Annotated in this window: 19 protein-coding genes and 3 pseudogenes; 9 read left to right on the top strand and 13 right to left on the bottom strand. The window is 45.1% G+C overall.

Annotated features, from left to right (window positions below):
• Positions 1-14: 14 nt before the first annotated feature.
• Entirely contained in the window at positions 15-365 is a 351-nt protein-coding gene (locus JCM11217_RS03100; protein WP_054842014.1) for an RNA polymerase Rpb4 family protein, read from the bottom strand.
• 83 nt (positions 366-448) lie between these two features.
• Here JCM11217_RS03100 and JCM11217_RS03095 point away from each other — a divergent pair, with 83 nt between their 5' ends.
• On the top strand, positions 449-790 hold the full coding sequence (locus tag JCM11217_RS03095) for a 50S ribosomal protein L21e (RefSeq protein WP_243678171.1): 342 nt from the start codon (positions 449-451) through the stop codon (positions 788-790).
• Positions 791-800: 10 nt separating this feature from the next.
• Here the strand turns inward: JCM11217_RS03095 and JCM11217_RS03090 are convergent, their stop codons facing one another.
• Positions 801-2,057 carry a tRNA pseudouridine(54/55) synthase Pus10 gene (locus JCM11217_RS03090; RefSeq protein ID WP_054842013.1) on the bottom strand — a complete coding sequence of 419 codons (1,257 nt, stop codon included), beginning with the start codon at positions 2,055-2,057 and terminating at the stop codon, positions 801-803.
• Between the two features lie 54 nt (positions 2,058-2,111).
• Between JCM11217_RS03090 and JCM11217_RS03085 the strand changes: the two genes are divergently transcribed.
• Complete coding sequence (locus tag JCM11217_RS03085; protein WP_054842012.1) at positions 2,112-2,666, top strand: hypothetical protein; 555 nt, start codon at positions 2,112-2,114, stop codon at positions 2,664-2,666.
• A 41-nt stretch (positions 2,667-2,707) separates the two neighbouring features.
• On the opposite strand, the pseudogene rfbC reads toward JCM11217_RS03085, so the two are convergent.
• Positions 2,708-3,377: pseudogene (gene rfbC / locus JCM11217_RS03080) on the bottom strand (dTDP-4-dehydrorhamnose 3,5-epimerase).
• A 107-nt stretch (positions 3,378-3,484) separates the two neighbouring features.
• Here rfbC and JCM11217_RS03075 point away from each other — a divergent pair.
• From JCM11217_RS03075 to JCM11217_RS03065, 4 genes and pseudogenes are all read left to right on the top strand, one after another.
• Positions 3,485-3,985: an ArsR family transcriptional regulator gene (locus JCM11217_RS03075; protein ID WP_243678170.1), complete on the top strand. Its 501-nt coding sequence runs from the start codon at positions 3,485-3,487 to the stop codon at positions 3,983-3,985.
• Positions 3,958-4,095 (top strand): hypothetical protein, encoded by a 138-nt coding sequence (locus JCM11217_RS13270; protein ID WP_243678169.1) that lies wholly within the window; start codon positions 3,958-3,960, stop codon positions 4,093-4,095. The genes JCM11217_RS03075 and JCM11217_RS13270 overlap by 28 nt, the downstream gene beginning before the upstream one ends.
• A gap of 46 nt (positions 4,096-4,141) precedes the next feature.
• Complete coding sequence (locus JCM11217_RS03070) at positions 4,142-4,516, top strand: roadblock/LC7 domain-containing protein (protein ID WP_054842081.1); 375 nt, start codon at positions 4,142-4,144, stop codon at positions 4,514-4,516.
• Between the two features lie 54 nt (positions 4,517-4,570).
• Positions 4,571-4,980: pseudogene (locus JCM11217_RS03065) on the top strand (secondary thiamine-phosphate synthase enzyme YjbQ).
• A 5-nt stretch (positions 4,981-4,985) separates the two neighbouring features.
• Here JCM11217_RS03065 and JCM11217_RS13265 read toward each other — a convergent pair.
• The 6 genes and pseudogenes from JCM11217_RS13265 to JCM11217_RS13245 form a co-directional block, all read right to left on the bottom strand.
• Entirely contained in the window at positions 4,986-5,252 is a 267-nt protein-coding gene (locus JCM11217_RS13265; protein ID WP_243678229.1) for a DUF151 domain-containing protein, read from the bottom strand.
• Between the two features lie 44 nt (positions 5,253-5,296).
• Positions 5,297-5,482 (bottom strand): hypothetical protein, encoded by a 186-nt coding sequence (locus tag JCM11217_RS13260; RefSeq protein WP_243678168.1) that lies wholly within the window; start codon positions 5,480-5,482, stop codon positions 5,297-5,299.
• Between the two features lie 35 nt (positions 5,483-5,517).
• A pseudogene (hisS, locus tag JCM11217_RS03055) lies at positions 5,518-6,830 on the bottom strand (histidine--tRNA ligase).
• A gap of 38 nt (positions 6,831-6,868) precedes the next feature.
• Positions 6,869-7,147 (bottom strand): A24 family peptidase C-terminal domain-containing protein, encoded by a 279-nt coding sequence (locus tag JCM11217_RS13255; protein WP_243678167.1) that lies wholly within the window; start codon positions 7,145-7,147, stop codon positions 6,869-6,871.
• Positions 7,148-7,164: 17 nt separating this feature from the next.
• Positions 7,165-7,332, bottom strand: a complete 168-nt coding sequence (locus JCM11217_RS13250; protein ID WP_243678166.1) for a hypothetical protein — start codon at positions 7,330-7,332, stop codon at positions 7,165-7,167.
• Complete coding sequence (locus JCM11217_RS13245; RefSeq protein ID WP_243678165.1) at positions 7,329-7,631, bottom strand: A24 family peptidase; 303 nt, start codon at positions 7,629-7,631, stop codon at positions 7,329-7,331. Before JCM11217_RS13245 ends, JCM11217_RS13250 begins: the two co-directional genes overlap by 4 nt.
• Positions 7,632-7,740: 109 nt before the next feature.
• Here JCM11217_RS13245 and JCM11217_RS03045 point away from each other — a divergent pair, with 109 nt between their 5' ends.
• The gene (locus JCM11217_RS03045; RefSeq protein ID WP_054842011.1) at positions 7,741-8,907 is read left to right on the top strand and encodes a thiolase domain-containing protein; all 1,167 of its coding nucleotides are present in this window, start codon (positions 7,741-7,743) and stop codon (positions 8,905-8,907) included.
• A gap of 38 nt (positions 8,908-8,945) precedes the next feature.
• Entirely contained in the window at positions 8,946-9,941 is a 996-nt protein-coding gene (locus JCM11217_RS03040; protein ID WP_243678164.1) for a thiolase domain-containing protein, read from the top strand.
• A gap of 211 nt (positions 9,942-10,152) precedes the next feature.
• Here JCM11217_RS03040 and JCM11217_RS03035 read toward each other — a convergent pair whose 3' ends face one another.
• The 3 genes from JCM11217_RS03035 to JCM11217_RS13240 all read right to left on the bottom strand — a co-directional run bounded on the left by JCM11217_RS03035 (position 10,153) and on the right by JCM11217_RS13240 (position 12,413).
• Positions 10,153-10,995 carry a DUF6282 family protein gene (locus JCM11217_RS03035; protein ID WP_243678163.1) on the bottom strand — a complete coding sequence of 281 codons (843 nt, stop codon included), beginning with the start codon at positions 10,993-10,995 and terminating at the stop codon, positions 10,153-10,155.
• Positions 10,996-11,094: 99 nt separating this feature from the next.
• A complete protein-coding gene (locus tag JCM11217_RS03030; RefSeq protein WP_243678162.1) occupies positions 11,095-12,069 on the bottom strand; it encodes an MFS transporter in 975 nt (324 codons plus the stop codon).
• Between the two features lie 11 nt (positions 12,070-12,080).
• Entirely contained in the window at positions 12,081-12,413 is a 333-nt protein-coding gene (locus JCM11217_RS13240; protein ID WP_243678161.1) for a hypothetical protein, read from the bottom strand.
• A gap of 119 nt (positions 12,414-12,532) precedes the next feature.
• Between JCM11217_RS13240 and JCM11217_RS03025 the strand changes: the two genes are divergently transcribed.
• The gene (locus JCM11217_RS03025; RefSeq protein WP_054842010.1) at positions 12,533-13,258 is read left to right on the top strand and encodes an aspartate/glutamate racemase family protein; all 726 of its coding nucleotides are present in this window, start codon (positions 12,533-12,535) and stop codon (positions 13,256-13,258) included.
• Between the two features lie 24 nt (positions 13,259-13,282).
• Here JCM11217_RS03025 and JCM11217_RS03020 read toward each other — a convergent pair whose 3' ends face one another.
• Positions 13,283-13,984, bottom strand: coding sequence for an MBL fold metallo-hydrolase (locus JCM11217_RS03020; protein ID WP_054842009.1), 702 nt, complete (start codon positions 13,982-13,984; stop codon positions 13,283-13,285).
• Positions 13,985-13,986: the final 2 nt, after the last annotated feature.

Below are 13,986 nucleotides of genomic sequence, written 5' to 3'. Positions count from 1 at the left end.
TCAAAACACCCCCCTTAAGAACCCCCCCTGGCACTCTTCAGTAGGTTTAGGATCTCCTCCACATCCTTATCACTAAACTCCCTCTTCTCAGCTCCAAGCAGCACCCTAAGCTCATCGGCAGTCTGAGGCATTAAATCAACTATCTGAATAGCAGTCAACCTAGCCAGGCCAAACCTCTTCATTAATTCCGAAATTAATTCCCTCGCCTTATCTGGGTTAATCTTGGAGAACTTCCTCAGGTAGTCCAGGGTGTTGTTCACAACCTCGTCGGTAATGCCAGGATTAACACTAAGTAATTTCTCCTCGAGAATCCTGAGTGCCTCAGCCATGGAGATATCCTCAGAATTAATGATACGCTTAACCACAATTAAACCCTAATAAAAATCCCTATTTAAATTTAAGGTCATTAATGAAGGGAATGCTTAAATACTCCATAGAATTGTGGTGCTTGGGGGGGTTCGTCGTGCACCGAACACATGGGCTACGCTATAAGTCGAGGAAGTTACTGACAAAAAAGCCTAGGGAGAAGGGTAGACCAGGGATTTCCAGGTGGCTCTATGAGTATAATGTCGGTGATAAGGTCGTAATCGACATAGACCCAACATTCATAACCACGGCACCTCACAGGAGGTACCAGGGTAAGGTGGGTACAATAATTGGTAGGAGGGGGGGTAAGGCATACGAAATCGAGATTTATGTTGGCGGTAAGAGGAAAGTCATAATAACGACCCCAGACCACATAGTTCCCTTCAAGGCTCAGTCAACCGAGACCAAGGCGCCTACGTCGTGATTAACAAAAGTTAATCACTTATGTTAAGTATGTCGATTTCCACAGGCCTAACGTTGAAGCCCAGCGTGCCGGCGATACTCGGTTCAACACTGCCAAAACCACCATGGACAAAACCCCCCCTAATGTATAGGTTTCCTTGGCACTTGATTAAGAACTCCACAAGCTTACCCCCCCTGACAACCCTACCATCGAGTTCATAAACCATGCTAACCCTCTTCCTAACCCTACGACCACGCCTAAACACCTGAACCACTTGTCTATTCCTGAAGTAATCATGCAGAGACTTAATATTCTCATCAGTGACTGAATTACTCGTAATTGCCAGGACCCTATAGGTAATTACATAATCCCTAACCCTAGCCTTCATCCTAACTACGGCAGATGCCCTGACCCTAGATAGGTTATTGAGAGTAATATCATAACTTGAATCCTTGAGTAATAAAGAGACATCATTTACATCAGGCCTTTTACTGGGTCTAACAATCTGCAGTATCACTGGCCTGCCATTACCAAGAACTCTGGCACCCCCCCTTGGATCCTCACCACCAGCGTGTATCACCACGTCTTGAGCCCCCCCATAGGCCTGTATCACCCTGTCAATGGGCCACCTTACCTGGGTCTCCTCATTAACTAGCCTATGGTCCTTCCTATACCTAGCCGATACGTATATTGGCATTACCTGCGTCTCCACGGAGCCCGTGCTCACATCTATGACTGCCTCCACATCAGGTTCTTCCCTACTGAAGGGAACTCCAAGCACTGCGGAGACCCTCTTACCCAATTCCCTATTCAACTCGCGCTTAATTGATTCAGCACTCGATATATTAAACTCCGTGGTTATACTCAACTCCCTATTTAGTACATCAAGCGGCACCCTACTACCAAGCCTAAACGACCTAAACTCAATGCCGAGAGACCTAAGGCTATTCGCAATGGCGCTCGCCCACTCATCAAGCCTATTGAAAATGGCATCTCCGCACACGTAGCACTTAGCTGGTGATACATTAATCCCCCCCATATTACCTAGGAACTTTATACTTGGTTCATGGCCACTTAGCGCCAATGCCCTAACATCGTTAAGCAGCTCATCGCTCAATCCCTCATTCAGTATCCTCTCGTGAATCCTCATTAATAGATAGTCCTTAATCGCCCTACCCCCCCTCTCCTCATTACTAAGCCCAGTGCCCAACCTAGCGAATAACCTGCCAAGGCAATGATCACAGAGCGGGTACTTCCTCAGTATCTCCATGGCCCTCTCAATACTCATATATCGTACTACCTGCGTAGTAAGTGTATTAAAGCATATAGGGAATCACTTTTCGTGGATCCATACCTACTTGGCGCCTTCCTGAATGAATGCTCGGTGAAGTGGAGGAGTATTGAGGGATTCTCCGACGCAGTTGATTATGCCAGGTCGTTAGAACCTGGAATCACGGTGGTTGGTAATACGGTGAATGCGGCAAATAATATATGCAATGAGGTTAGTAAGGTCATGCAGAAGCCGATCAGGTTATTGATGTTCTTCAACATTAATGATTGGGTTAAAATGTTGAGGGGTCTTTATGATTTTTACGGGGAATTGATTGATCCAGAGCCAGGGCTCGACATGCCTAATTTCGTACTTAGCATTAGGATACCGAGTAAGTCCTTTGGGCTTACCTTAAGGATCATACTAAAGTTGTTGGGCATTAATAGTGGTGTCTTTCCAAGCAGTGATGGGAGGCTTTACCTCGTGATTCACGAGAGGGATTCGATAGCTAGGTTTATTAAGACGATAAGGCCTCACTTGGACCCGGAACTGAACATAGCCCTAAGGAATAAGTGGAGTAGGCATTACTCATCCTTTGGCGAACCAATAATAATCATTAGGGAGTAATGGGTCAGTCGGTTTAGGCATCTTCATTTATCTGCGTGGGTTCAACTCATCATATGACTTAAATTTAAGTTATCCACATAATAAGCTTTAGTGTGATGAGGCTTAACAGGCTTATCCGGTGCTGATGCGTGTGAGGGCTGATTATATCGGATAATCGAAGTTCGTCTCAGCCTGCCTAAGCGGTGGCACTTACTATCCTTCTCACTAATTATTACATTCTCCTTAATTGGCCATGGTATGCCTATTTCAGGGTCATTCCAGGCAATGCATCTCTCATGCTGTGGGCTGTATTCCTTGGTCTGTAGGTACAGGAATAGAGTGTCATCCTCAAGGGCTTGGAAGCATGGGCGAAGCCTGGTGGTATCCAGAGAAGCCTTGGGCTGTCTGCAGAGAGCTCCACCATTACGTACTTACCGAACCAGGGAGAGCCCCCCCTCCTAACGTCAACGGCAACGTCAACCACGCGCCCCCCCTAACTACGGTAACGAGCTTACCCTGCTCCATGGGCTTAAGCTGGTAGTGCAGGCCACGGACAACACCACGCCTTGACCTGCTTAGGCTTACCTGGACGAAGTCGTAAGGCACACCACCCGTTAGGAAGTCAGTCCTCTTATAAAGCTCCATGAAAAATCCTCTAACGTCTGGAAACACGACGGGCTCCACGAGTATTACATCGGGTATTTCAAGCCTTATAAAGTTCTTAAACGGCATGAATAAACCATGAAAATTAATAATTTAAAGTAATACCTACGAGCACTTACTAAACAGAGTGATTTCTGGAAATTGGTTAATAAGCTGGGGCATTACCACGTTACTTAATGAACGCCGTCGTTAAGCCCGAAATAGTGGTTACGATAAATGGCGAGCGCGTAAGCGCGACCCCCCCAAGGTATGATAATGAGTACGTATTGATGATGGAGAGGGACTTCAACGTGATACTTGATGGCACGAACCTCGAGATAATGCTTGCCGTGTTGAGTGGGTATAACACCTTTACGCAGATCATGAGGAGAACGAATATTCAGAGGGGGGGTAAGTTATCAAGGCATTTAAAGAGACTGTTAAACTCCGGTTGGGTTATTAAGAGCGGTAATAAGTACCTGCCCGGTGGTCGCATCTACGTAGTTTATGATATACACGATGTTAATGGAGAGATAGTGCTTAGCATATCAATGAATAAGGGTGCGTTCATAGACCCAATTCACGGACTCGTGATAATCAACGGCGAGCCCCTAACCAACTACTGCTCAACCTGCCCGCTCAGGCAGACTGCGTCAATAATGTTAAGTCCTTGGCGAGGAGGTACGGGATTGAGCTAAGGGGGGGTGCCGAGCCTAGTGAGGCTTATGTGGAGCTGTTTAGGGAGTTAGTTAGGAGGGATTTAATTAAGAGGTTTAAGAGTGGCTGGAGGATAATCGTTAGGAAGTAGATTGGAAGATATGTTTATATTCTCTTAGGAATTGAATAATAAGGTAATGGAGGAGGTCAGTGAAGCCTTGGGTAAGGTTGTTAAGGATTTCCTAAACAGCACCGATAATATAAGCGGCGTGTATATAGCATCACTTGATGGGCTCCTGGTGGCCCATGCATCAAGGATTGATGTTGACCCGGACCGCGTAGCCGCAATGGTCGCATCACTAAGTGCAGTGGGCGATAGGGTTAGTAAGGAGTTGCTCAATGAGGATTCTAGCCACGTAATTGTTCAGGCGAGTACGGGCTACATAATAATTAAGAGGTTTAGGGACTTTGCAATTGGCATCTTGGTGCAGGGTGGTGATGACTCAACGATAGGGCTTACAATGCTTGAGTTGGATAGGCTCATATCGCTTATTCAGAAGCAATTAAGGTAATGACTGATTATGCGGATAAGGTTTTACTAATTGCTCCGGGTTAATTAATGTGTTATGAGGGTCATCACGAGGGAAATAACAATACAAAGTAGGAGGCGTAGGGAGGTCATTAACATAACGGATCAGGTGGAGGATTTCGTTAAGAATTCCGGAATTAGGAACGGCATAGTCCTAGTCTTCCTACCGCACGCAACATCAGCCTGTTCGCCAATGAGGATGAGCCAAGGATAAGGAAGGACTATGAGAATTTATTTGAAAGGTTAGTACCGGCCAACGGTAATTACCACCACAATGAGATAGATAATAACGCCGACGCCCATCTCCTCACGTCAATCTTTAAGCAGTTCTATGTATTGCCAGTAATGAATGGCGAACTTATCCGCGGAACTTGGCAGGAGGTTTTCCTAGCTGAGTTCGATGGGCCTAGGAGTAGGAGGGTTGTCCTTGTGGCGCTCGGTGAGTGAATGCCTTAATTAGAAATTCTTATTAAAACTGAAGCCGTACCTAGCCTTAATTCCCTATAATTTTCGAGAGGTTCTGTGTAGGCTACGAGGTGTTCAGCTACGTAGATAGGTGCTCCAAGTCTCACGGCTATTGCGGTGGCATCGCTTGGCCTGGCATCTAGTTGGAATGTCTCGTTTGTCCTATTATCCTTAATGAATATTGTGGCTAGGTAAACGCCGTCAATCATGGCGTCGATGGTTACCTTCTCGACAACGGCATCGAGCCTATTAATTAAGTCGACGAGTAAATCGTGGGTTAATGGCCTGTGAAATGAGACTAGCCTAGGGCCTTCTTTATTGAGAATGAGGCTGTTATGTCTATCCTAATTGGCAGGACCCTATCCTCCCACTCCTCGGTTGTGAAGAGCATCACTGCAACGCCCTCCTCCGGTATTTCAATTACATCAAGAAGATCAGCCTTTAGGTACTTTGAATTGCCCGAACCCCCCCCTTCCCTAACCATTATACTAACATTAAACAACCCCCCCCTTTATTTACTTATTCACCCCCCCTGGCATTAATCCCGAACTCAGTTAATGGGACCTCTCTCTCACTCCAACTACTCATATCCCTAACCTTAACAAAGCCCTGCGATACCTCCTTAGGACCCACTATTACGAAGTACCTAACGTTTATCTTCGAAGCGTACTCAAGCGCACTTCTGAGACTCTTCTCTCCAGTATCAACAAGGACCTTATTACCACGAACTCTCAAGTTACTGGCTAACTTATAACCGAGCGCCAGGTAACTCCTGTCATTACCCAGGACATACACGTAATAATCAATCTGTGGAGAACCACGCTTAAGCGAGCCCCCCCTCTGCTCAAGTACCTCAAGCAATCTTTCAATGCCCATGGCAAATCCCGAGGCTGGCATTGGCTTTCCGCTGTAAATCTCAATTAGATTATCATACCTACCGCCACCCCCCCCACGGACAACTTGTAGTCTGGCACGTACATTTCAAATACAATGCCTGTGTAATAATCAAGTCCCCTCACGATACCCATGTCAAGGTCCATGTAATTACGTATACCATACATGTCCAGGAGGTCTATCAATTCACTATAATACTTAATAAACTCATCACTAACGCCGAACTCCCTGAACGAGTCAATGACCTTATCAATACTCTCACTCGTATTGGCGAGCCTAAGAACTTCCTGTGCAGTGTCATTATTCAACCCGAGGTCTCTCAACATCCTTAGTAATTCATCATCAGGCACCTTACCCCTCTTATCCATGATCCTGAGAACGCTCGGCCTCAATTCGCCAGATATCCCTAACTTACCCAATAATTGATCAATGACTCTCCTATCGTTTATTCTAATCCTGAAATCACCAATACTAAGGGCCTTGAGGGCCTCAACACCAACGGCCAGTACCTCAGCGTCAGCCCTAACGCTTGAGGAACCTATGAATTCAATACCGAATTGGTGAAACTCCCTATACCTACCGTGCTGTGGCTCGTCATAACGCCAAACCTTCGTTATGTAATACCACCTAATTGGTTTCGGCACGTCAACCCTGTACGACACGACCCTAGCCACAGGCACGGTCATGTCGAACCTAAGCCCAACCTCCCTACCAGCCTTATCCTTGAAGTAATAAATCTCGTTTATCACATCCTCACCCGCCTTGGCCTTAAGTATTTCATAGTGCTCGAGGGCTGGCGTCTCAACCCTTAGGTAGCCAAAGGACTCGGCGACCCTAGCCAACTTATCAAAGATTTGAAGCATTGGGTAATACTCCTCAGGCGTTAGGTCCCTCATTCCCCCCCTGACAGGCCTTAGGTCCTTATCGTCAAATACCACAGATCACCGATATAGCGGTTAAATAAAAATTTTCGTGTTCATAATGAGGACAGGGCAAGCGTTAGGAAGTTTGCATGGGTTATTATGTACATAATTAGGCCGAGGGTTATGGGTACTATGAATGGTATGTGGTATGAAGTCAGTACCGGTGTATCCACGTTGATCTTACCCTGGGACAACCACTCAGTTAGTAACTCCCTTGGGTCATCAACCTCAAGACCAAGCCTAATCACTGGTTGAAATCCACCATCGGCGGGTTCCTGGGATATTGCGTAATTATTGGGGTTTCTAAAAACCCTATGTGCAGGTACGCACATGAGAGTCACTAAGTATATTACCTTGTTAAGCCCCCCCTTAACCCTGGATAGGGCCTCGCAATATTGCCGTACTTAATATTTTGAACTATGTTGTAGGGTATGTATATTGCTAAAGCTATGATTAGTGAATTAATTAGTACTGATAATGGCGTGATGTTTATCACGGTTAGTGCTGGGCTGGTCATGGGTAGCGTGGTATTGAGGCCGATATGAAGGCTATGGACTTAGAGTCAGCACCACCCATTGCCCTCAGCCAATAAACTGCTAATGCAAATACCGAACCAACGACCACACTAATTATGTACAGAATTAATTGATTAAGCATGATCACTGCGTATAGGCTCAGTGGTATGCATATTATTGAGCCTATTATCCACGTCCAATCACTGATCTCCCTGGTCCTTAAGTCCTGTATTGACGCCGCAACTTGTACAGCAAGCGCCAACAGGTAATCCACTAAGAGTAGTGTGTATGGGCTTACCATGGATTTACGATTAATCTGGTCCTTAAGGAAATTATTAAGGTTAATGTTTGGCAGGTTAACAATGGGTATATGGGTAATAAATTAAAAGGTCCCTGGTACCATAATTACTATGTCAAGGAGAGTTGCAATTATAGGGGGGGTTGGCTGGTACGGGTTTAGGCCTGTGGTTGAGGAGGCGTCGTTTAGGGAGATGATGTTTGAGGCTGCAACCCGCGCTTATGAAGATGCCGGTGGTTTAAACCCAAGGACTGATGTTGATGCTTTCGCAAGTTGCCAAGAGGACTTTTGGGAGGGTATAGCCATAGCCGACGAATTCGCGCCAGAGCCTATTGGCGGTACGTTGAAGCCCGTATTCACGACGCCGGGTGATGGGCTTCAATGCGTGGCCAACGCTTATATGATGATTAAAACTGGGCAGTTTGATATTGTCGCTGTGGAGTCGCACGCAAAGCCTAGCGACATTATTAACATGCATGATGTCATGCTCTTCGCCATGGATCCAATAACTATAAGGGCAATAAACACACCCAATTATCACGCGTTAGCGGCATTAGAGGCTCAAGCTTACATGACGCGTTACAACGTGCCACGGGAGGCATTGGCTTACGTAGTAGTTAAGAATAAGAGGAACGCCCTTTATAACGATAAAGCCAGTTATGGCGCTAACCTAACCATTGACGAAGTATTAAATTCACCATATGCCGTATCACCACTAACAAAACTAGATATTGCACCATTTGTTGATGCGGCCGTCGTAGTAGTCCTCGCCAGTGAAGACGTAGCTAGGAGATACACGGACACCCCCCCCGTGTGGGTCGACGGCATACATTGGATTACCGAGGATCCATCCCTCGAGTTCCATAACTGGGAATTCCCAGTACATGCTATGAGGGCCGCTGAGGCGGCGTATAAGATGGCTGGTATTCAGGACCCAATTAAAGAACTACACTTCGCAGAAGTTGATGCAAGGTACAGCTTCAAGGAGTTGCAATTCATTGAGGCGTTAAAGCTGGCCCCAATTGGTGAGGCTCATAAACTACTCCTGGAGGGCGCCTTTGATAGGGATGGCCTATTCCCAGTGAATCCGAGCGGTGGCGCACTTGGTGAGGGCGTTCCACTTGAGGTTCATGGTCTCGCCAGGCTAGTCAATGCAGTACTACAACTGAGGGGGGGTGAGGCTGGTAGGATGCAATTAAGTAAGGCTGAGAAGGCTGTTGTTCATTCATGGCGTGGTGTGCCGACCACGACGAGCGTCGTCGCAGTGTTAAGTAGGTGATTGGTAATGCTTAAGAACTAAGCCATGGGTGGTATCTTATGAGTAGGAATATTTACGTTAAGCACAGACCCGCCGTAATCGGCGCGGGATTAACGTTATTTAGGAGGAGGATGCTCGAGACGCCCAAGGAACTTGCCTGGATAGCCGCCAAACAAGCACTTGACGAGGCTGGGCTTACGCTTAAGGACATTGACTGCGTAGTCATCGGCTCGGCGCCAGACACATTCGATGGAGTTCACATGAAGGGCGAGTACCTGGCTGATGGGGGGGCTGGCGGTGTTGGTAAGCCAACAATGAGGGTTTTCGTTGGTGGTGCTACCGGCGTGATGGTTCCAATAGCCGCCTGGTGGCACGTGGCTAGCGGGCACTGTAAGACTGTGCTAGCCGTCGCTGAGGAGAAAATGAGCGATGCTGATATACCACACCCACAAGCGGTCTTTAGGTACATATGGGACCCAGTCACTGAGGTACCATTACAGCCAAACCTAATCTGGATTTTCGCAATGGAAATGCATAGGTACATGTATAAGTGCGGCGTTAAGAAGGAGGACATAGCCCTAGTCAGCGTTAAGAATAAGCGTAACGCCCTCGACCACCCAGCGGCCCAAGTAGCCGCTAACATAACGGTAGATGACGTACTCAAGAGCGAGGTGTTAGTATGGCCTGTCCAATTACTGGACATATCACCCGTGAGTGATGGAGCAGCTGCATTCGTGGTTGCCAGCGAGGATGTGGCGAGGAGACAGACGGACACGCCTGTCTGGATTGATGGAGTCGGCTGGGCCCTAGACACAACGTCCTGGACTAACAGGGACTTGGCATTCCCCCCCGAGTATGCCAATGTAGCCGCCCAAATGGCCTATAGGATGGCAGGCATAACAAACCCGAGGAAGGAGATTGACGTTGCAGAGGTTTACGATCCATTCGACTATAAGGAATTACACCACATGGAGGGCCTTGGGCTGGCTAAGAAGTGTGAGGCACCAAAGCTAACAAAGGAAGGTGTCACTCAAAGGATGGTGACTTACCAATAAATCCATCAGGTGGACTACTCGGTGTTGGTAATCCAATAGCCGCCGCTGGCGTAATGAAGGTTGCCGAAATCTACTGGCAGTTAGCTGGTAAGGCAGGTAAGAGACAGGTTAAGAAACCTGTATATACTGGTCTCGCTCACGCCTGGGGGGGGACTTGATGCAGGCAAGCACCGTAGTAGTAATGAGGGTTTAATTATCTCAACATGCTAACTTATTCATATAATAATTTCCTTTGATTCTCTCTCGTCATTATTTCTATCTCTTCCCTAGTGACGCCATTTTCGATTAATTTCTCTACGAACTCTACATAACCCTGTGGGGGGGGTGGCTCATTATGCGCCTGGCCTAGGTCTGTTGATAATATGTTCCTCTCAATGCCGGTTTCCCTAATTGCCCTCACGACATCATTAATGCTCGCCCTACCTGTAAGTACGGACTCGTAACATCTCTCAAAGTAAACACCGTAATTAACCAGTTCCCTCTGCTGCTCAATGCTGTACCTAGTCGTTGGGAATTCAGGGTGTGTAATGACTATCTTCCTAACACCCCCCCTTTCCACAGCCCTCTTAACCAACTGCATGCCCTCGCTTGGGCTTAGGTGGCCTGTGGCGAGTATCATGTTAAATTCCCTAATTAAATCCAAGATCTCATCAACCTCAGGTTTAATCCTACCATCCTCATCAAATATACCTAGAGCATTGCCAAGTAATCCCCCCCTATCATGAAGCTCAAGTTGTGCCTTAGCCCATGCCGGTGAGTTGGGCTTACCACGCCAGTTAAGTAGTGATGACCTCTCATTTGTCGAGTCAACGGTTGGGAACCAAATAATCTTAGCCCCCCCGGATTTACCAGCCACATACACTATCCTTGGGTTTAAACCACCAACAGAGTTGTTAAGCACAACACCACCAAAGACCTCAATACCATCCACAACTCTCCTAACCAGGTAAGCCCTATCATAGGTTGGTGAGTAGTGGTTCTTAATTACGAAACCACCAAAGCCATAATCCCTATAAAGCCTGGCTAAGTCAACATCATCAAGGAGCCTAGGCACAATATCTGGGCACTATGAACATGAAGATCAAAGGCACCTCTCAACAAATTCCTAACATCAATCATATTAATTGATTTTAATTTAATTAACTACTAAATTTTACTGTTGCTTAAGGATTTCCTCACCCATGTAAAGTCTTCCCTTGGTTTCGCCGACCAATAACGCCATTGCCAATACTAACACCCCAGTACCAATCATGAAGTATATTGGTGAATAAATATTGTGAGTTACTGCGATTAGGTAAGTCATTATTAGCGGTGCAGAACCACCAAGGAACCCAACACCTATTTGATAAGCCATTGATATGCCAGTATACCTAACCTGGGGGGGTGGGAACATCTCAACTAGTACTATTGGCGTTATTGCACCTGCTAGGTAGTAAACAAATAATCCACCCAATATTATGGCCGTAATTACTAATGTTGGGTTACCACTTATTAACATTAAGAAGTACGGTGCGGCAAATACAATTCCAATAACGGCGTCAGCCAGCATCTGAGGCCTTCTACCTATTAAGTCTGATAAGTAACCAAAGAGTACGGATGCAAATATGCCGATGATAGAAACAATTAGAATTCCTAACTGGGTTACCGTGTACGATACATAGGGCTTACCAAATTCTTTAGCTATTAGGGTTGCATAGGATATGGAGAATGCATAATTCATGTAATACCAAATGCCATTAAAGACACCAACAAGGAATAAGCCAATTAATATTAACTTCCAATATTTTCTAATAGCCTCAACTAAGGGACTCTTAACTATTTGACCCTTGCTCTGTAGCTGTCTAAATACCGGTGAATCTTCAACTCTAAGCCTGATGAAAACGCCTAATATTGCAATTATGAAGCCTATACCAAATAATATTCTCCAACCTATTGCCTTAAATCCTGATTGCCCTAATATAGACGTTAATAGTAATGTTAGTCCGCTTATCATTAATGATGCAATCGACACCGTTGACTGAAGAATACCTGAATAAAGACCTCTCCTATTCGGATTTATGTACTCTGACGTTAATGAGAACGAACCACCCCACTCACCGCCGAGCGCGACGCCGTCAAGAAATCTCATCGCAGCAAGTGTTAATGGGGGGCTACAATGCCTATTTGATAGTAAGTGGGTAGAACAGCCACTACGAGTGAAGACGCACCAGCAAATAGTAATGTAAAGTAAAGGGCGTAAATCCTACCAAGTTTATCACCGATATGACCAAAAATAATACCACCAAGTGGTCTACCCAAAAATCCTATCAAGAATACTAAGTAATACAGTAATAGAGAAAGAATGGCAACCTTCGATGGAAAGAATAGCTCCGCTATGACTGGTCCTAATAGGCTATAAAGGAAGAAATCATACCATTCAAACCCAATACCTATACTTGTACTTATTATTGCAAGTGTTCTCATGGACACCATACTTAATCAAATAATTAATTATAGCTATATTTTAAAGCATTATCTTTGTTAATAATTAGCATTTCTTTATATTAAAGCTAGCTGAAAATTTAAATAACTCGTGATAAAAATATGGGATAATGACTTGGTTCAAAATTGGCGTAATAATCCCATCATCAAATACTACTGTTGAGCGTGAATTTAACCGTGCAATTAAAGAGCCGGAGGTTACTATACATAGTTCTAGGATTACGCTTAGGGAGGTTACATTAAAGGGTCTTGAGGAGATGGAGAGGGAGACCGAGAGGGCTGCCATGGAATTAAGTACGATTAATCCAGACATAATTGCTTATGCATGTACAACGGGTAGTTTATTCAAGGGTCCAAATCATCATATTGAGATTAAGGAAAGAATTGAACGCTTAGTTAAGGTTAAGGCTGTGGCTACAGCGGGTGCCGTTATCGATGCCTTTAAGAGGTTGGGCGCTAATAAGGTATTGATTGTTACACCATACATAGATGAATTAAATACTAAGGAGAAGGAATTTCTTGAAGCTCATGGGTTTAAGGTCGTTAGTATACGTGGACTCGGTATTGTGGATAACACGGTAATCGGCTCGCTTGATCCAAGGACCGCCTATGAAGCAGCCCTAAATGCATATAATCAGTTTGGCTCGGACTTTGATGCGTTATTTATATCATGTACTAATTGGAGAACGCTCGAAGTTATTGGTGCCATTGAGAGACGAATAAGCAAGCCCGTAGTAAGTAGTAATAGTGCAACATTATGGTCAGTTTTGAGGGAGCTGGGAATACGCGTAAAGTTAAATTATGATTTAGGAATGTTATTTAGCGATATTCAATAAGATACTTAATTATTTCGTTGTTGCTCATTCATTAATGATTGTTAATTTTATACGTCCCCCCCTTAAAGTTAATTGAAGATTAAAGGGCTCACTTAATAATGATCGTATCGAACCGGAATCAATAATAAAGGGCATATCATGCCCTGGAACCACTACCTTAGCGATGCTTAAAGCCTTCGTAATGCTTTCATTAGCAAGTTCACCATTATAATAGGCGAATGACGCCCTCCTACTCAATGCCTCGGACACGTACTTAATGGCATCGCCTACAAGTAAGGTTTTATCCTCAAGTAGAAGTCCCATGGTTCCACCTGTGTGTCCAGGTAATAATATGAACTTCGCGCCAAGGATTTCATCACCTTCATCAACAACGATCAATCTATCCCTGACTAAATCGATTAAGTATGTTGCTAGATATGGATCGTTAGGATTAGATCGCGCATACTCTATTTCACTTCTTGAAATAATAATCTTCGCCTTAGGAAATAATAGCGTATTTACCGCATGGTCAAAGTGAAGATGAGATAACACAACATAGTCGATATCATTAACACTCAATCCCTTATTACGTAATGTAGAAAGTAATGGTTCTCTATTTCCATAGTGACCTGGGTCAAAGATCACATACTCATCATCAAGGCTTATTAGGACGACATTACAAAGACCTAGGAATCCTAAGTTCGTAGTTATGGGAATACCCGGTAGTAATATCTCCCATTTATGCATGT

The sequence above is a fragment of the Vulcanisaeta distributa JCM 11217 genome (assembly GCF_001316005.1).
Lineage (GTDB): Archaea > Thermoproteota > Thermoprotei > Thermoproteales > Thermocladiaceae > Vulcanisaeta > Vulcanisaeta distributa_B.
The sequence above is the reverse complement of the archived record's forward strand: the minus strand, read 5'-3'. Positions and strand labels throughout refer to the sequence as shown.